The sequence below is a fragment of the Agrobacterium pusense genome (assembly GCF_013285525.1).
In the GTDB taxonomy this organism is placed as follows: Bacteria; Pseudomonadota; Alphaproteobacteria; order Rhizobiales; family Rhizobiaceae; genus Agrobacterium; species Agrobacterium pusense.
Map to the genome: position 1 here is coordinate 97,232 of NZ_CP053857.1, position 18,201 is coordinate 115,432.

At 60.3% G+C, this 18,201-nt stretch carries 18 protein-coding genes; 3 read left to right on the forward strand and 15 right to left on the reverse strand.

What is annotated here, in order from left to right; genetic code table 11:
* Positions 1–5 precede the first annotated feature (5 nt).
* The 15 genes from chrA to HQN82_RS14135 form a co-directional block, all read right to left on the reverse strand.
* Positions 6–1,235, reverse strand: a complete 1,230-nt coding sequence (chrA, locus tag HQN82_RS14065; protein WP_173615088.1) for a chromate efflux transporter — start codon at positions 1,233–1,235, stop codon at positions 6–8.
* A 137-nt stretch (positions 1,236–1,372) separates the two neighbouring features.
* Positions 1,373–2,131, reverse strand: coding sequence for an aspartate/glutamate racemase family protein (locus HQN82_RS14070; protein ID WP_048902868.1), 759 nt, complete (start codon positions 2,129–2,131; stop codon positions 1,373–1,375).
* Positions 2,132–2,142: 11 nt separating this feature from the next.
* Complete coding sequence (locus HQN82_RS14075; RefSeq protein ID WP_022562606.1) at positions 2,143–2,961, reverse strand: ABC transporter permease; 819 nt, start codon at positions 2,959–2,961, stop codon at positions 2,143–2,145.
* 2 nt (positions 2,962–2,963) lie between these two features.
* The gene (locus HQN82_RS14080; RefSeq protein ID WP_173615089.1) at positions 2,964–3,875 is read right to left on the reverse strand and encodes an ABC transporter permease; all 912 of its coding nucleotides are present in this window, start codon (positions 3,873–3,875) and stop codon (positions 2,964–2,966) included.
* A 173-nt stretch (positions 3,876–4,048) separates the two neighbouring features.
* The gene (locus HQN82_RS14085) at positions 4,049–5,338 is read right to left on the reverse strand and encodes an ABC transporter substrate-binding protein (protein ID WP_004444880.1); all 1,290 of its coding nucleotides are present in this window, start codon (positions 5,336–5,338) and stop codon (positions 4,049–4,051) included.
* A gap of 30 nt (positions 5,339–5,368) precedes the next feature.
* A complete protein-coding gene (locus HQN82_RS14090; protein ID WP_173615090.1) occupies positions 5,369–6,454 on the reverse strand; it encodes an ABC transporter ATP-binding protein in 1,086 nt (361 codons plus the stop codon).
* A gap of 284 nt (positions 6,455–6,738) precedes the next feature.
* The gene (locus HQN82_RS14095; RefSeq protein ID WP_022562608.1) at positions 6,739–7,464 is read right to left on the reverse strand and encodes an amino acid ABC transporter ATP-binding protein; all 726 of its coding nucleotides are present in this window, start codon (positions 7,462–7,464) and stop codon (positions 6,739–6,741) included.
* Positions 7,442–8,101 (reverse strand): amino acid ABC transporter permease, encoded by a 660-nt coding sequence (locus tag HQN82_RS14100; protein WP_173615091.1) that lies wholly within the window; start codon positions 8,099–8,101, stop codon positions 7,442–7,444. Before HQN82_RS14100 ends, HQN82_RS14095 begins: the two co-directional genes overlap by 23 nt.
* Positions 8,098–8,769 carry an amino acid ABC transporter permease gene (locus HQN82_RS14105; protein ID WP_034496560.1) on the reverse strand — a complete coding sequence of 224 codons (672 nt, stop codon included), beginning with the start codon at positions 8,767–8,769 and terminating at the stop codon, positions 8,098–8,100. The genes HQN82_RS14100 and HQN82_RS14105 overlap by 4 nt, the downstream gene beginning before the upstream one ends.
* Positions 8,770–8,838: 69 nt before the next feature.
* Positions 8,839–9,624, reverse strand: a complete 786-nt coding sequence (locus HQN82_RS14110) for a transporter substrate-binding domain-containing protein (protein ID WP_173615092.1) — start codon at positions 9,622–9,624, stop codon at positions 8,839–8,841.
* Complete coding sequence (locus HQN82_RS14115) at positions 9,621–10,373, reverse strand: GntR family transcriptional regulator (RefSeq protein WP_173615093.1); 753 nt, start codon at positions 10,371–10,373, stop codon at positions 9,621–9,623. Before HQN82_RS14115 ends, HQN82_RS14110 begins: the two co-directional genes overlap by 4 nt.
* A 167-nt stretch (positions 10,374–10,540) precedes the next feature.
* Positions 10,541–11,524 carry a 3'-5' exonuclease gene (locus tag HQN82_RS14120; protein ID WP_173615094.1) on the reverse strand — a complete coding sequence of 328 codons (984 nt, stop codon included), beginning with the start codon at positions 11,522–11,524 and terminating at the stop codon, positions 10,541–10,543.
* Between the two features lie 193 nt (positions 11,525–11,717).
* On the reverse strand, positions 11,718–12,131 hold the full coding sequence (locus tag HQN82_RS14125; protein WP_034496568.1) for a hypothetical protein: 414 nt from the start codon (positions 12,129–12,131) through the stop codon (positions 11,718–11,720).
* A gap of 142 nt (positions 12,132–12,273) precedes the next feature.
* The gene (locus HQN82_RS14130) at positions 12,274–13,185 is read right to left on the reverse strand and encodes a lytic transglycosylase domain-containing protein (RefSeq protein WP_112554192.1); all 912 of its coding nucleotides are present in this window, start codon (positions 13,183–13,185) and stop codon (positions 12,274–12,276) included.
* A gap of 166 nt (positions 13,186–13,351) precedes the next feature.
* Positions 13,352–15,133, reverse strand: coding sequence for a methyl-accepting chemotaxis protein (locus tag HQN82_RS14135; RefSeq protein ID WP_173615095.1), 1,782 nt, complete (start codon positions 15,131–15,133; stop codon positions 13,352–13,354).
* Positions 15,134–15,397: 264 nt separating this feature from the next.
* On the opposite strand from HQN82_RS14135, the gene HQN82_RS14140 reads away from it, so the two are divergent.
* The 3 genes from HQN82_RS14140 to HQN82_RS14150 all read left to right on the forward strand — a co-directional run bounded on the left by HQN82_RS14140 (position 15,398) and on the right by HQN82_RS14150 (position 18,196).
* A complete protein-coding gene (locus tag HQN82_RS14140; RefSeq protein WP_113344016.1) occupies positions 15,398–15,988 on the forward strand; it encodes a methyltransferase family protein in 591 nt (196 codons plus the stop codon).
* A 129-nt stretch (positions 15,989–16,117) separates the two neighbouring features.
* Positions 16,118–16,591 (forward strand): VOC family protein, encoded by a 474-nt coding sequence (locus tag HQN82_RS14145; RefSeq protein ID WP_173615096.1) that lies wholly within the window; start codon positions 16,118–16,120, stop codon positions 16,589–16,591.
* Positions 16,592–16,852: 261 nt separating this feature from the next.
* Complete coding sequence (locus HQN82_RS14150) at positions 16,853–18,196, forward strand: extracellular solute-binding protein (protein WP_035210296.1); 1,344 nt, start codon at positions 16,853–16,855, stop codon at positions 18,194–18,196.
* Positions 18,197–18,201 lie beyond the last annotated feature (5 nt).

An 18,201-nucleotide genomic window follows, 5' to 3' on the forward strand; every position in this document is an offset into this window, starting at 1 on the left:
AGCCTTTACACGAGGGCAAGCGCCACGCCGCCGGCCGCGCAGAAAAGAACGACGATCCATGGCGACGCTTTCCAGACCGTCAGCAGGATGAAACCCGCAAGCGCCAGTGCAAAATCCCTTGGGGTGAAGACGGCGCTGGTCCAGACCGGATCATAAAGCGCCGCGCCCAATATGCCGACCACCGCGGCATTGGCGCCGCGCATGGCGGCCTGCGCCAGAGGATGCCGGCGAAAACCCTCCCAGAAAGGAAGTGCGCCGACGAGAAGCAACATGCCGGGCAGGAAGATGGCGACGAGAGCGATGGCTGCGCCCGCCACGCCGTTCGGCTGAGGGCCCGCCACCGCGCCGAGATAAGCAGCAAAAGTGAAGAGCGGACCGGGCACGGCCTGCGTTGCGCCATAGCCGGTAATGAAGGCATCCCTGGTGACCCAGCCCGAGGCGACGACTTCGGACTGCAGAAGAGGCAACACCACGTGGCCGCCGCCGAAGACCAGCGCGCCGGCCCGATAGAAGGCATCAAACAAGGAGAGCCCCTGCCAGGCCGCGCCCGCCGCAAAAACCGGCAGCAGAACGAGAAGAAGGGCGAAAGCGGCAAGCGAAACATATCCCACGCGTTTCGACACGCGGAAGGCAAGATGGCTGGTCGACCCCGCCGAGGCGGCGCGGCAGAAGACCAGCCCGGAGAGCGCTCCGGCGCAAAGCGCCAGGATTTGCCCGAAAGCGCCGGCGATGAATACGACACAGACGATGGCGGCCATCGCGATGGTCGCGCGCTCACGATCCGGTGCGAGGCTTTTTGCCATTCCCCATACCGCGTGGGCGACCACGGCAACAGCGACGATCTTCAGTCCATGCAGCAGACCGGTGCCGACGGGGCCTTCGATGGATGCGGCGACCAGTGCGAAAGCGACGAGAAGAATGGCAGATGGCAGCGTAAACGCCGTCCAGGCGGCCAGCGCCCCGAGCGGCCCTGCCCTCAGCAGCCCGAGCGCAAAGCCCACCTGGCTGGAAGCGGGACCAGGCAGAAACTGGCAGAGCGCCACAAGGTCCGCATAACCAGCTTCATCGACCCATTTGCGCCGGACGACCAGCTCATCGCGAAAATAGCCGAGATGAGCGATGGGGCCGCCAAAGGACGTGACCCCGAGCTTCAGAAAGGCCGCGAAAACTTCGCCGGGCGTTCCGATTTTGTGACGCGCGGTGTCTTTCGAAATCGTGGGTGTCGAGGAATTCAACGATAGCTCCCTAAGCGTATGACGGCTGCGCATACATATCGTCCGCACTGAAACGCCGAGGGTATCAGACACTATTACGACAGGGATATGAAGGGGCTTGCGAAATCAGCACCGTGTGAACCGGACCGGGAAATGTCTCAGCCGCCCTCCGGCATCCCGCCGCTCCTGCCCGGCTGAAACATGTCCAGCAATCCGCGATAGGGCTTGGCGACCGGCGTGGCATAAGCGCCGCGCTTGGCGGTGGAGAGCCCCATGGATACCAGTGCTTCCGCCTGTTTGACGGCTGCTGCGACGCCGTCAATGACAGGGACGCCGAATTCGGCGCGGAGTTCCGCCGTCAGGTCGGCCATGCCGGCGCAGCCGAGCACGATCGCCTCGGCACGATCCTGCCTCAGCGCCAGGGAGATTTCCTCCCGCAGCCTTTCGCGTGCATTCGAACCCGCCTCTTCCAGCGACAGCACCGGAATGTCGGCGGCGCGGACATTGCAGCGGGAAGACATGCCATAGCGCTGGACGAGATGTTCGAGCGGCAGCCGGGACCGTTCCATCGTCGTGACGATGGTGAATTTCTGCGCGATGAAGGCCGTGGCGGAAACCGCCGCCTCACAGATGCCGATGACGGGAATATCTGCAAGAGCCCGGGCCGCATCAAGCCCGGTATCATCGAAACAGGCGATGATCGCCGCGTCGACGCGCAGCGCCGGAGCCTTGGCAAGCTCCAGCAGAAGGCCAGGCACCGCGAATACCTCGTCGTAATAACCTTCGATGGAGACTGGCCCCATGGAAGAGGTGACGGCGAGGATTTCCGTATCGCGGCCCGCCACCCGTGTCGCGGCGTCGGCGATGGTCGCGGTCATGGACTGCGTGGTATTGGGATTGATGACGAGAATGCGCATCTTGGGTTTCTTCATCCGCGCGAATGGCGTCGATTGAGCGTGACGATCAGGCCGAGCGTGGCCGCAATCACCAGGAAGGAAAACAGGGTGGTAACGGCGCCGAGCGCATAAAGCACAGGGGTCGTGACATTGGTGGTCATGCCGTAGATTTCCAGCGGCAACGTGTTGTAGGTGCCAGACGTCATCAGCGTGCGGGCGAACTCGTCGTAGGAAAGCGTGAACCCGAAGAGGCCGACACCGATCAGGCTCGGCGCGATCATCGGCAGCACCACATGGGCGAAGGTCTGCCATGAGGACGCACCGAGATCGCGCGCCGCTTCCTCATAGGACGGCGAAAAGCGATTGAAGACGGCAAGCATGATGAGAACGCCGAAGGGCAACGTCCAGGTCAGATGTGCGCCAAAAGCTGATGTATACCATGAAGGTTCAAGCCCAAGCTGCTGAAACAAAACACCGATGCCAAGGGATATGATGATGGAAGGCACCACCAGGCTGGCGACCGAGAGATAAAACAGCGGCGTCGCGCCGATGAATTTGCGACGGAAGGCAAGGCCTGCCAGCAAAGAGACAAGCACGGTTACGACCATGACCATCAGGCCGAGAGCGAAGGAACGGCGGAACGATCCGCCGAAATCGCCGACTGCCTGCTGTTCGAAGAGATTGCCGAACCAGTGCAGCGAGACGCCGTTCAGCGGGAACGTCAGGCCTCCGTTCGGCCCCTGGAAGGCGAGGATGAGGATGGCCGACAACGGGCCGTAAAGGAACAGCACGAAGAGGGCAAAAAAGAAAGCGAGGATATAGAATTCGCGGCCGCGTTTTTCCCGGTGCATAATCAAAGCTCCTTGCGGATATCGACGATGCGCAGGATGCCCGCGACCATCAGGAGAACGAGGACGAGCAGGATGACGGCATTGGCGGCGGCGGCCGGATATTGCAGCAGCGACATCTGGTTCTTCATCATCAGCGCCACCGAGGCGCTCTGGCCGCCGGACATGACCTGAACCGTGGAAAAATCGGCCATGACCAGCGTGATAACGAAGATGCTGCCGATCGCCATGCCGGGTTTTGCGAGCGGGATGATGACATTGGTGAGCGTCTGCCAGCCGGTCGCGCCAGCGTCGCGCGCCGCCTCGATCAAGGATTTGTCGATGCGCATCAGCGTGTTGAAGATCGGCGTGACCATGAACAGCGTATAAAGATGCACCATGGCCAGCACCACGGCGAAATCGGAATAGAGCAGCCACTCGATCGGCTCGGGGATGATGCCGGTGCCGACCAGCGCGCTGTTGACGAGACCGTTTCGCCCCAGAACGGGTATCCACGAAATCATGCGGATGATGTTGGACGTCAGGAAGGGCACGGTGCAGACAAGGAACAGCACCATCTGCATGGTGGTGGTGCGGATGTGAAAGGCGAGGAAATAAGCCACCCAGAAACCGCAGAACAGCGTGATGGCCCAGACCATCGCTGCATATTTCAGCGTATTTAGATAGGTCTGCCAGGTAACCCACGATCCCAGTGTCTCGCTGTAATTGAAGGTCACGAAATCAGGATACATCTGGGCGAAATCGTAATCCCAGAAGCTGACGACGGCGATCATCAGGATCGGCAGAGCCAGGAAAAAGCCGAGGATCAGCAAAAGCGGGGCAGCCTGCACATAGGAGACGAGCTTTTGCGGCAGCGCGAAGCTGCGAGGCGGTCTGTCCTTCTTGTCGCTGACGCCGATGAATCTGACCGTCACCATAGGGAGCCTTTCTGTGGATTTGCGGAAGTGCCGGCGGCATTGCCGCCAGCGGGCACGTTGGAAGGTCCGCCACACCCTCGACGTCATCCTCGGCTTGACCCGAGGACGACGTCGAGAGGTGGGTGCCTGTCGCAATTGACCGGCGGCACTTGCCGCCGGTCGTCCTAAAAGCATCACGCCGCGATGAATTCGTTCCAGCGGCGGACCATGTAGCGGTCTTCGTCCATGACCGAGTTCCAGCACGCCACCTTGCCCATGCGCTCCTCGAAGGAACCGCCATCGCGCACGGCACCGGCCTTTTCCATGACCTTGCCGTCTGGCGCGATGATATCGCCCTGAGCCGCCTTGCCCTCGACCCAGTAACCCCACTCGTCGGCGGTCATGTGCTCCTTCGCGGTTTCCATGGCGGCGGAGTAATAACCCTGACGGTTGAGGTAGGCGCCGACCCAGCCCGAGGTGTACCAGTTGATATATTCATAGGCTGCATCGAGCTTCGCACCGGACAGATGCTTGGCGAGACCGAGACCGCCGCCCCAGGAGCGATAGCCTTCCTTCAGCGGCTGGTATTTGCAGGCGATGCCCTTCGAGCGGACCGCGGCAACGGCCGGCGACCACATGGACTGGATGATGACTTCGCCCGAGGCCATGAGGTTGACGCTTTCGTCGAAGCTCTTCCAGAAGGCGCGGAACTGGCCGTCCTTCTTGGCCTTGATGAGGAAATCGATGGTCTTGTCGATTTCTGCCTTCGTCATGTTGCCCTTGTCGGCATATTTGATGTTGCCCATGGCTTCCATGATCATCGCCGCGTCCATGATGCCGATGGACGGGATGTTGAGGATGGAGGTCTTGCCCTTGAACTTGGGGTCCATGATATCGGCCCAGCTGGTGATATCGCGGCCGACGAGATCGGGGCGGATGCCGAGCGTATCGGCATTGTAGATGGTCGGAACCATGGTGAAATAATCGGTCTCACCCTTGGCAAATGTCTTGTCGCCGGGCTTCTCGACGTAACCGACCGTGTGCGGCGCGGTGCCCTGCGCGACCACGCTGTCAGGCTTCAGCTTGCCGTTTTTGAACAGCGGCACGATCTTGTCGTAATATTTGAGCTTCTTGATTTCCATCGGCTGGATGACGCCTGCCGGATAGACCTTCTTGAGGATCCAGTATTCGATATCGGCGATATCGTAGGAGTTCGGCTGGGTGACGGCGCGCTGGGCAGCGGCGTCGGAATCCGTCGCGGTCATCTCAAGCGTGATGCCGAGGTCCGCCTTGCACTTTTCGGCAATGGCGTTGAGGTTGGAGACGCCAGTGCCGAACTGGCGGATGGTGATGGGGTTCTGCGCCCAGATGGTCGGGAAGCCGGTGATGAGGCCGGAGCCGATTGCTGCACCCGTGGCAGCCGCGCCCGCTTTCAGGAGGCCACGGCGGGACAGGCCCTTCTTGCTGCTGGTGGTATCGGTCATTTCAAAGTTCTCCTCTGGTTATTTTTGGGGTCACTTCTCTACCCGGCCGAGCACGATGGCATCGGCCGCATTCCATGAAAGCGGTATGGCGTCGCCGGTCCTGACCGGGTTTTCGAAAAAGGCGGCGTCGCTGAGGATGACGTTGAAATCCTCCATGCCGGCGCCGGTTACGGCGATCTTCACGGTGGCGCCGCGATACTCGACAATGGAGACGATGCCCGTGAAACCGAGACCGGGTTGATCGGTCTCACCCACACGCACCCGATCGGTGCGAACGGCGATATCGACCGCCCCGTCATCCGGCGCCGCGCCTGTCGCGGTAAATGTGCCGCCGCCTGCGACTTCAAGCGTCACCAGCTCGCCGGACCTTTCCCTGAATCGTCCGGAAATGACATTGTGGTCGCCCATGAAACGGGCGACGAAAGCGGTCGCCGGTCGCTCGAAAACCTCACGCGGGGTCGCGGCCTGCTCGATGCGGCCGTCATTCATGACGACGATGATATCGGCCAGTGCCATCGCCTCTTCCTGACTGTGGGTGACGTGGACGAAGGTGATGCCGAGCGAGGTCTGCAGCTTCTTCAGCTCGGCGCGCATGCGGATCTTGAGGAAAGGGTCAAGCGCCGAAAGCGGCTCGTCCAGCAACAGCGCCTCGGGATCGGTAATGAGCGCGCGCGCCAGCGCCACGCGCTGCTGCTGCCCGCCGGAAAGCTGCGCCGGGCGGCGGCCGGCATAAGGCTCGAGCTGCATCAGGCGCAGCATGTCCAGCGCCCTTGTGCGTCGGGTCTCCCTGTCCACGCCCTTCATCTTGAGGCTGAAGGCGACATTGTCGACGAGATCGAGATGCGGAAACAGCGCATAGGACTGGAACATCATCGCCGTGCCGCGCCGGGCGGGCGGCAAATCGGTCACGACGGTGTTGCCAAGCCTGACATCGCCGCTGGAAATGCTCTCGTGACCAGCGATCATCCGGAGCGTCGAGGTCTTGCCGCAGCCCGACGGGCCGAGCAGGCAGCAGTAGCTCCCGGCCGGTATCTTCAGGCTTATCGCATGGACGGCGGTGGTGTTGCCGTAAATCTTGGATACGGAAGCGATGTCAATTGCTGCGGCTTTGCTCATAAACACTCTCCTGCGACACTTCCATCCATGCAGGAGGCGTGCCAATCGGCTTTCTCATTGATGCAAAAGGATAATTTAAAAGGGGAGACACACCGGGAGGGAAGAGTGCCCAAATTTACAGCGATTGTTTTCGATACGATGGAAAAATTGTATGCAATCTTGGCGACTAATTGATTACGCGCCGCTGGTTCACATGGCGCATGAACGCGCAAGTCGCAGCGCGAAGCCTGCGGCGCACGGGCCACTGCGCACGCCGTTCTGCGGGCGTGCGCAGCCATGGAATGTTAGAGCACACCGAGGAACTGCCTGAGTTCCGGTGTGCGGGGGTTAGCGAAAACTTCTTCCGGCGGGCCGATCTCGTGTACCCTTCCCTGATGCATGAAGACGACGCGCGAGCAGACGTCACGGGCGAACTTCATTTCATGCGTCACCATCAAAAGTGTCATGCCCTCCCTGGCAAGCTCACGCACGACAGCGAGCACCTCCGACACCAGTTCCGGGTCAAGCGCGGACGTGATTTCATCACACAGAAGCGCGATGGGCTGCATGGCAAGCGCGCGGGCGATGGCTACACGCTGCTGCTGACCGCCGGAGAGCTGGTCCGGATAGGAGTCGAACTTGTGCGCCAGACCGACACGCTCCAGCATCCTGCGCGCCATCGCCTCCGCCTCGGGCGCCGCCAGCTTCTTCACCACCATCTGCGACAGCATCACATTGCCGCCGGCAGTCAGATGCGGGAAGAGATTGAACTGCTGGAAAATCATGCCCACCTTTAATCTGAGGGCCTTCAGATGCAGCTCGTCATCAAGCAGCTGGGCGCCCGCCACCTGAATGGAGCCGCTGCTGATCGTCTCAAGACCGTTGATACAGCGCAGCAGCGTCGATTTTCCCGAACCGCTTTTCCCGATGATCGCGATCACCTCTCCGGGCTCGACATCCAGGTTGATGCCCTTCAGCACCTCGTTGTCGCCAAAGCTCTTGTGGACTTCAGTGATTTCGATGAGCGACATTGAGCTTCCTTTCGAGAAACTGGCTGGATTTCGACAGCGGCCAGCAGAGGGCGAAATAGATGAGCGCCACCAGCCCGTATACCGTGAAAGGCTGGAAGGTCGCGTTGGTGACGATCGTGCCGGCCTTGGACAGTTCGACGAAACCGATAATGGAGGTGAGCGCGGTGCCCTTGATGACCTGGACGGAAAAACCGACTGTCGGTGGAATGGCGACCTTCATCGCCTGGGGCAGGATGACGTAACGCATCTGCTGCAGGCGGCCCATGGCAAGGCTTGCCGAGGCTTCCCATTGCCCCTTTGCGATCGACTCTACACAGCCGCGCCAGATTTCCGCCAGAAACGCAGCAGTCCACAGGATGAGCGCCACGCCTGCGGCAAGCCAGGCTGGAACATCGATTCCGAAGAGGCCGAGGCCGAAAAAGGCGATGAAAAGCTGCATCAGGAGCGGCGTGCCCTGAAAGAGTTCGATATAGATGCGGGCAAGACGGCTCAAGGCCGGACGCGGACTGATGCGCAGCCACAGAAGCGCGAGGCCGACCAGGCCTCCGCCAGCGAAGGAAACCAGCGACAGCAGCAGCGTCCAGCGCGTGGCAAGCAACAGGTTGCGCAGAATATCCCAGAAGGTGAATTCCATCATCGCGCCAGCCTCCGCGGAAAAAGGAAGCCGCCCAGCGCCAGCATGCCCTGCCGCAGCAGGATCGCGAGCAGCAGGTAGATCACCGTCGAAACAATATAGGCCTCGAAGGCGCGAAAGGTGCGCGACTGGATGAAGTTGGCCGCAAACGTCAGGTCCTCCACCGCGATCTGCGAGACAACCGCCGACCCGAGCATGACGATGACAACCTGCGACGTGAGCGCTGGCCAGATGCGCTGCAGCGATGGCCGGAGCACCACGTGGCGGAAGGTTTCGAAGCGCGTCATCGCAAGGCTTGCCCCCGCCTCGAACTGACCTTTCGGTGTTGCCTGGATGCCGGCGCGAATGATCTCGCAGCTATAGGCGCCGAGATTGACGATCATCGCCAGATTGGCGGCGGTCAGCTCCGAAAGCTTGAAACCAAGCGACGGCAGGCCGAAAAAGATAAAAAACAGCTGGATGAGGAAAGGCGTATTGCGGATAAGTTCGACGTAACCGCCGACGATGGGCCTTAGCCAGGAGGGGCCAAGTGCACGGGCCCAGGCGCAGGCGGTGCCGAGCGACACGCCGATGACGCCACCCACCAGCGTCAGCTGGCTGGTGATGGCAATACCCTTGGCGATCTGCGGCCAATATTCGCCGAGCCACAGGAAATCAAATTGATAGCTCAAGAAAAGTCCCCTTGCGCCGGTGGTGAGAAAGCCGTCCCGGGCAACCGGGACGACGGGGATATGTGACGATCAGAGATCGGCCGGCAGATCCTGCCCGAGCCATTTGGTGGCGATGGCATTCAGCGAACCGTCCGCCTTGGCCGCGGCGATAGTCGCATTGACCTTTTCCAGCAGGGCCGTCTCATTTTTGTTGAGACCGATGTAGCAGGGCGAATTCTTGATCAGGAATTTCATTTCCGGCCGCTTCGGCGGGTTCTTCGCCAGAATGGCGGCGGCGACCACATTGCCGGTTGCGACAACCTCCGCCTGACCGGACAGGAAGGCAGAGATAGTGCCGTTATTGTCCTCATAGCGCTTGATGGTGGCGTCAGCGGGCGCAACCTTCGTCAGCTCGAGGTCTTCGACCGAACCGCGCGTCACGGCAATGGTCTTGCCCTTCAGGTCCTCGGCTTTGGAGAGGGAAACGTCCTGCGGACCGAATACGCCGTTGAAAAAAGGAGCATAGGCGGTCGAAAAATCGATGACCTTCTCGCGTTCGGCGTTCTTGCCGAGGCTGGAGATCACCAGATCGACTTTGTTGGTCTGCAGATAGGGAACGCGGTTGGCGCTGGTGACCGGCACCAGCTCCACCTTCACGCCCAGCTTGTCGGCGATCAACTTCGCGACGTCGATGTCATAACCCTGCGGGGTCATGTCGGCCCCGACACTGCCAAAGGGCGGAAAATCCTGCGGCACGGCGACGCGCAGCGTGCCGCGTGCGGCAATGTCGGCAAGGGCGTCCGCCTTTGCCGGCGCGGAAAATCCGAAGGCGGCAGCCATGGCGGCGGCAGCGATGAAGGTCCGTCTGAATATCATGGGTCATTCTCCTTGTACTGGTTCTGTTGCTCGGTTTTTTTGTCGGTATCGCCGCCGTTATGTTCCGGAAGGGCAAGCGAGTGGCGAAGACCGGCGAGCGGGTCAGGTCGCCGGGTGAGATCGAGGCCGGTTTCCACCTCGTCCAGATGTTCGATTGAAAGCTCCGCCGCCCTCGCGAAATCGCCGGCTGCCATCGCCTCGAATATCCGGCAATGTCCCTGATGCGACTGCAGCGCATGGAATTCCGACTGGTAAAGCATGGAAATGAGGATCGTGCGGGCCGTCAGGTCGCGCAGCAGTTCAACGAGGACGGCATTGCCACAAAGCTCGGCGATCCTGATGTGAAAATCGCCCATGAGGCAGGTCAGGCGCTGCCGGTCGCCCGTGGCTATGGCGACTTTCTCTTCCTCGAGATGCGCCAGGAGAACGCCGCGCCCTTCCTCGGTAAGGGTCCGCATACTGCGCAGCAACCCGGATTCGATGATCCGGCGCGCTTCATAGATGGTCATCGCCTCCTCGGCAGACGGCTCGACCACGAACCAGCCCCGCCTCGCACTCACGTGGACGATTCCCCGGGTTTCCAGCCGCATCATCGCCTCGCGTACCCGTGTGCGCGATACGGAGAAAAGACCGGCTAGCTGGTTTTCGCTGAGCCGTGTGCCCGGCCGGATACGCGCCGACAAAATGCCGGATACGATGGCCTCTTCAATGTTTATCTGACGATCCTGCCTGGTATGTAAATCTTGCATACAAGACAGAAAGCAAAGCCCGTGCCAGACGGATTCCCCACTTTCAATCGCGGGGAAAACGACATGAGCTCAAAATTTGAGCAATCCGTCCAGCGCACACGAAAGAAGCAGCCTGTTAACAGGACAGATTTTCATCATTCGATCAAAGCGCCCGCAGGCGATTAACCCTACCCGGCCTTGAACCGGTCGAAAGCCGTGAGATATTTGACCGTAGGGTCGGCGTCCCAGCGATAGATTTCGGTGCGCAGAAAATGCAGCTCCTCCGCCAGCATCTCTTCCGGCAGCTCCGCCCACCAGGATTTCGGCCGGCCGTCCGAACCGTCCGACCAGCGATAACCCCGCTTTTTCAGGTGATCCTTCATATCGAAGGGGCTGTTCTCCGCGTAGATCCGGACGCGCGATCTACGGCTAGCCGCGTGAAGCTCCATGAAGGGCGTCATGCCTTCCTGGCCCGGCCGGTTCTGCTCGAGCACCTCCAGCAGCGCGAAGCAATCATCAACGGCGCGATGGCCATCATGGAAATAACCGGACTGACCGATCAGATAACCCAGCTTGTTGCCCTCAAATCCACGCACCCGCCAGTCGATTTCGGAAACGGAGCAGGCCCAGGCCTTCTCGTTGAATATGGACGAGAAGGCTTCACAGAAGGGACGGTCGAAGCCGGCATTGTGGGCAATGATCAGATCGGCATCGCCGACGAGAAAAGTCAGCCGCTCCATGTCGATCGCCTGCCCCGCAACCATGTCATCGGTGATCCCCGTCAGCCGGGTGATCTCCGCCGGTATGGCGACGTTGGGCTGCCGCAGTCCGCCGTAAATGCCGGTGACGTCGCCAATGACGCCCTGATCGTCGAACGTGAAGGCGATGACGCCGATCTCGATTATTTCGTCCGTCCGGTGGTTCAGACCCGTGGTTTCGGTGTCGAGGATCACGCCCCGGCGGGAAAATTCCGGCCTTGGCCGTTCCACGACCTGACGCGGCATGAGCTTGCGCAGAACGCGGTAATTGCCGGTGGATTCGAGATAGCCCGCCAGCCCCTCGTCATCCATCGCGACCCTCTGCACCGCTCCGCGTCCCGGCATTTTTCGCCCCCGTTCGGTCTCGGGAAGCCGCGCGGCCGCGGAAGCGAAAAAGTCCAACTGGGAGGTCATGAGGTGCCTGCCGCCTTGCCCGGAAATCGAAAATCAGTACTCCAACATATGCGTAGAGGCTCACGGTAACAACAGCAGACGCTCTCATCCACAGAAAGGCGGCGCCAATCCGTCAATGAAAGACGCGCACGGTTTCGGGCTTCGGAAAAAACCGCCGTCATCTGTAAATCTGCGGCGATCTCAACCGCGGCGGTCAGGGAGCCGGACGCCCCAGGACAGTCTCGCAGCTTGCCGGATCGCCGATGATCTCGCTCGTGGTGATGATGGAAGCTGCGTCCGCGGTGATCTTGATGATGCAGTCGCGGCGATGTTGCTTGATTTTCATGCCCTCGGTCTGCGAGACCTGCGCCTGCCCGTCGACGGTCCGGTATTCGCGCCGGTTGCTGAGCCCGGCATAGGTCTCGACATCCACTTTCAGCCAGTAGGATTCGGTTGCGCCCTTTTCGATGATGACCTTGTTGGGACGGCCAAGCCGAGCGATTGCCGCCTCCCGCGGCTGCCCTTTAAAACCGGCCACAGTGCGGGTGATTTCCGTCTGCCCGGTGCTGGTGCACGCCACGGCCATGGTCAGCATCGCTGCCAGCGCTCCGGTTTCAAGCAATCTCATGTGCAATTCATCCCCTCGTCACACGTCACCGGCCCGCGGGTTGCGGTCGCCGCCGGCCGCAAATCTAGGAGCGATCATCTCGCACTGAAAGGAGGAGCGGCGTATGGGCCGATCAACTTGTCATGATCAGCCGCGGCCTCCGCTAGCGGTTGCGGAACACGGTGCAGGGAACACCCGCCCCGCGGATTTCACCACAAAGCGCATTGGCTTCGGCTCTGGTCTCGCGGCCGATGCGCGCGGCGTAACGCGGGCGCGACCCAAAATTGCCACCCCTTTGCCGCACGATCAGTGCGCGCTCGGCATTGAGAGGCCCCGACAATTGGCCTATGGCACGGGTAAAGAGCCGGTTCGCCACCGTCGGATTGTAATGGGCGGCAAGCTGCACACCCCATGGCGCCCAGTCGGCCGAAGATATCAGGACGGGATCGTTGATCGTGCGTGTATCGGCAAGCCGCAGGCAGGCGTCGATGAAGGGCCGGCTGCCGTCCAGCGCCGGCGCGGCCTCATCCGGTGGATTGTCTTTCCAGCTTTCCACAGGGTACCCGGTGATTGCAAAGACATAATCGCGTGTTTCGACCGGCAGGCGACCTGTCGCGATAAAACCGCGCAGCCCCGCCTCGCCGGCATTATAGGCTGCGGCTGCCAGACCGAAATTGCCGAAGCGCAGCTTCAGCTCCGACAGATAGCGTGACGACGCCTCCAGCGCAGCAATGATGTTGAAACTGTTGTCCAGACCACGCAGCCTTGCCGTTCCCGGCATGAACTGGGCAATGCCTTCCGCCCCCTTCGGGCTCACCGCATCGGCCCGGAACAGGCTCTCCCGCCAGATCAGCCTGGCGAAATAATCCGGCGGAACGGCATGGCGCGCGGCGAGAACCTCGATGGCGTGGCAAAGGTCCCTGTTGTAGCTCTGGGGACTGATGCACAATTCGGGCGCCACATCGTGGGCATGGGCGCAGGACGCCTTGCCGTCAGCCGGCGTTTCGGCCTGCGCCGGCCCGAGAAACGCCGCCAGCCAGCAGAGAACGAGCACGACCCTGCCTGTTGATGTCATCCCTGCCAAACGAAAGTCCCCGTAATCTTCAGGCGCGCTGCGTCGATTATCCGACAATCGCGACGATATGCCTATACCCCGCACTTGCATGGATCGATTTCGGTTTCAGACGTTTCATGGCCCCATGCCAAGGCCCGCAGGGGATGGAAGGGAACCGGAGATGCTTCTAGAAGTCCTGCCATTCCTCACGCGCGACAGCCGCGCTCGATGCGCCACGCACGCCCGACGGGCGGGATAGCGGGTGGCGCGGCGCGGCGGCACCGCGCTGGCCGGATCCGCTGCGCGTAGAGGCCGCATGACGCGCAGTCTCCTCGAACCGGAACTGGCCAAGGAGCTCGAACAGGGCCGCAGCCTCCCGCGCGAGGCTGTGGCTTGCGGCCGTCTGCTCCTCCACCATCGCGGCGTTCTGCTGGGTAGCCTGATCCACGCTGTTGACCGCCTGATTGATTTCGGCAAGCGCCGTGGACTGTTCGCGCGCCGCATCCACGATCGCCGCCACATTGGTATTGATGTCGCGGACCTGCTCTGCGATTTCCTGCAGCGCCGAACCCGCCCTGGTGACGAGGCCGACGCCGTTTTCCACCTGCTTGCCCGAAGCGTTGATCAGGTTCTTGATTTCCTTTGCGGCCGTCGCCGAGCGCTGCGCAAGCTCGCGCACCTCCTGCGCGACAACGGCAAAGCCCTTGCCTGCCTCGCCTGCACGGGCCGCTTCCACGCCCGCATTGAGCGCCAGAAGGTTGGTCTGGAAAGCAATTTCGTCGATCACGCCGATGATGCTCGAGATTTCCCGCGATGATTTTTCAATCTGATCCATGGCGCCTATGGCATCGCGCACCACCTGGCCTGAATGTTCGGCATGGTCGCGGGCACGGGCAACGATCCTGCCGGCTTCTTCCGCCCGACGGCTTGAGTCACTGACTGCGGTGGTGACCTCTTCGAGCGCGGCTGCGGTCTCCTCTATCGAAGCCGCCTGCTGCTCCGTCCGTCTGGCAAGATCATCTGCCGCGGATCGTATTTCATTCGACCCGGAAGAAATGGCGCCGGCATTTTCAGACACCCGCGTCATGGCCCGCTTGAGCTTTTCCGAAGCCGCGTTGAAATCCGTGCGCAGCCGTTCAAGCGAGGGAATGAAAGGCGTGTCGATGCTCTGGGCAAGATCGCCTTCGGCAAGGTCTGTAAGGCATTGCGCCAGCTTTTCGACATTCTCGACACGGCCGGTCACATCGGTCGCGAATTTGACGACCTTGAACACTTTCCCATTCAGATCGAAGATCGGATTATAGGAAGCCTGGATGAAGACCTTGCGGCCGCCCTTGCCAAGACGCATGAATTCATCGGCCACCAGATCGCCGCCGGCGAGCCTTTCCCAGAACTGCCTGTAGGCCGGTGAGTGTGTATAGGCCGACTCGCAGAACATGGAATGATGCCGGCCCTGCACTTCCGCCAGAGAATAGCCCAGCGCCGTCAGAAAATTCTCGTTGGCAGTCAGGATTTCGCCGTTCGGCGAGAATTCGATGATGGCCTGCGCCCGGGAAAGGGCGTCGATCTTGCCGGCGTCTTCCGCCGCCTTCAGCTTGCGTGCGGTGATGTCTGTAGCGATCTTCACCACCTTCACCGGCTTGCCGCGGCGAAACACGGGGTTATAGGAAGCCTCGATCCAGACCTCCCTGCCGCCCTTGCCGATGCGCTTATACTGTTGCTGATCGAACTGACCGGCAGCAAGTTTTGCCCAGAAGCCCTTGTAATCCGCCGAAGCCACGACGGCGGGTTCGACGAACATGCTGTGATGCCTGCCGAGGATTTCCGAAAGTTCGTAACCCAGAGCCCGACAGAAATTCTCATTGGCGGCAAGAATCTTTCCCGAAAGGTCGAATTCTATGATGGCCTGGGATTTGGAAAGCGCGGCGAGAACCGCGAAAGCATTGGCACCACGATCAAGAACACTCAAGCGCGCTTCTCCGATAAAACAGGACGTTTCTATCCAAAATTATTCACGCATATTATAATTTCAGTATTAATTGATATTTAATGATAATTTTATTTTTGTCCGATGCGCGTGCGTACTCTAGCGAAATTTCCATTCATTGGTTCGTTTTTTGCAATTTCACACCTGGCCCCGTAGTCGAAGACAGGGCGATGCAATAGCTCCATTGCTACATTTGTTCCGAGTCGGGAGCCCGCTCCCGGCTTGGGCAATATATTTGGGGGAGACATGATTGATCTTGTGGCAGTGCTTGCGGTGTGGACCTATATCGGTGGTTTCTTATGGTTGACGGCCCGGCTGGCGAAGCGCACGGGCGAACCGGTCTGGCTTTTTGCCAAGGGTCGCGAAAGGCAAACCGTTCCCGCCACGCTTTTCCGTGTCGCGTTTCTTCTCGGCGCGCTTCTGCCGCTTTTCACCCTCTGGCTGGAACCGCAACAGGCCGGTTGGCTGCTGGACCGACACTATACCGGCGCAGCCATCCGCTTCGCTGGGGTGTTTATGGCGCTGGGGGGAAGTGCGCTCGCGCTCTACGCGCAGCATTACATGGGCAAATCGTGGCGCATCGGCGCGGCCGAAGGCCATCTCGGAACCATCGTGGATACCGGGCCTTTCAGCATGTCAAGAAACCCGGTCTTCGTCGGGCAGATTGTGCTGTTTGCGGGATTGGTTCTGGTGTTCACCTCCGTTCTGCAGCTCACCGTCGCCATCGTCCTCATCATTGCGGTGATGCTGCAGGTCAACATTGAAGAGCGCGTGCTGACAAAGGAACTTGGCCCGGCCTATGTTGCCTATCGCCGCAGGGTGAGACGCTGGCTTTGACACTGGTCACGTATTGTTTTCGGAACGTTTGCGCTGCGGCTGCATTTTATGCCGGATGGGGAGCCGTCAATCTGCCCATGAGTTACCCGCCGGCAAGGGGGAAGCCGTCAACCTCGGAGGACCATACCCATGCAAAAGAACATGATCTGTATCTGGTACGACAAGGACGCAGAGGCAGCGGCCCGTTTTTATGCCGACACGTTTCCCGATAGCGAGGTTATAAAAGTGTATCACGCGCCGGGCGACTATCCCTCCGGCAAGCAGGGGGACGTTCTCATGGTGCAGTTCACTGTCGCGGGCGTAACCTGCATCGGCCTCAATGGTGGGCCGCAATTCAAGCACAGCGAAGCTTTCTCATTCCAGATATCGACTGAAGATCAGGAGGAAACCGACCGCTACTGGAACGCCATCGTTGGCAATGGCGGCCAGGAAAGCGCCTGCGGCTGGTGCAAGGACAAATGGGGCATCTCCTGGCAGATCACGCCGCGCGTACTGATGGATGCCATGGCTGCCGGCGGGGCAGAAGCCAGACGAGCCTTCACGGCGATGATGGATATGAAGAAAATCGACGTCGCCGCCATCGAAGCCACACGCCGGGGTTGATGGAGAGAGACGGTTCAGCATCAGGTAGCGGAACGCCCGCTTTCCACGTAAATAACTGACGTCTAAATAGAAATACACGCATTGCGCTTCCAGCGATCGTATTTCGCCGCGCCGACGATGCTGCGCCGCAAGTCATCATAAAACGTTCAACAAAATGTAAGCTATCCGTCAAATACGACTGTTAGCAGAGCCCGTGGCTTCGTGCTCAGGACATGACGTCCCTGCCGATCAGGCCATCATTCCATCAACGGGGCTCAACTCATGAAATCTTCCGCTCTGACCTCTTTCGTGGCCGGCGTCGCCATTGCCGCCGCCTTCGGCGCCACGGCTGCCCACGCTGAAAAGACCAAGTTCGAATTCTGGTACGGCCTTTCCGGCGATCTTGGCGAACGCGTTCAGGACACCTGCAAGAAGTTCAACGAATCCCAGGCTGAATTCGAGATCGTCTGCACGTCTCAGAACGATTACGATGCCACGCTGCAGAACACCATCGCCGCCTACCGCGCCAAGAAGCAGCCGGCGATCACCCAGATTTACGACGCCGGCACGCTGGACATGATGCTGTCCAAGGCTTTCGTTCCCGCGAAAAAGCTGATGGCTGACAATGGCTACAAGATCGACTGGGACAATTATTTCCCCGGCATTGCCAATTATTATGCAACGGCTGCGGGCGAGCTGAACTCCTTCCCCTACAATTCATCCACCGCTGTCTTCTATTACAATGTCGATGCGTTCGAAAAAGCCGGCATCACCTTCAAGCCCGATACATGGGAACAGGTTGAAGAGGCCGCGAAGAAGCTGAAAGCCGCCGGCTTCGAATGCCCGCTCGCCTTCAACTTCGACACCTGGATGCTGATGGAACAGTTCTCCGCCATCCATAACCAGCCGATCGCCACCAAAGGCAACGGCTATCAGGGCCTCGACGCGGAACTGACGATCAACAAGACCAAGTTCGTCGACCATGTGAAATTCTTCAAAAAGATGCAGGACGAGAAGCTGTTCGTCGTCAAGACGAAGCAGCTCGGCATGGACATCCTGCCCGCATTCACCTCGCAGACCTGCCAGATGTTCATGTCTTCGATTGCCGGGCACGGCACCGTGGGCAAAGGCATGCCTGAGGGCGTGAAGTGGGACGTGGCCATGCTGCCGGTCTGGAAGGGCACGCAGCGGCAGAACTCACTCGTCGGTGGCGCTTCCCTGTGGGTCATGGCCGGCCGTCCGGAAGCGGAATACAAGGGCGCGGCAGCATTCCTCAACTTCATCGCCCAGCCGGAGATGGTTCAGTGGTGGTCCACGGTCACCGGTTACATCCCGGTCACCAAGACCGGCTTCGACGCCATGAAGGCCAACGGCTTCTACGACAAGGCACCCTATAAGGGCCGTGAAAAGGCAATCGAGAGCCTGACCTTCACGCCGCCTTCCGAATATACGCGCGGCATCCGTCTCGGCAACTTCACGCAGATCCGGAAGGAAGTCTCCACGGCACTCGAAGCCATCTTCATGCAGAATGCCGACGTTCAGGGGGAACTCGACAAGGCCGTCGAGCGCTCCAATGCCGGCCTGCGCCGCTTCGAAAAGACCTATGCCGGCGCCAAGCTGAACTAAGCTTC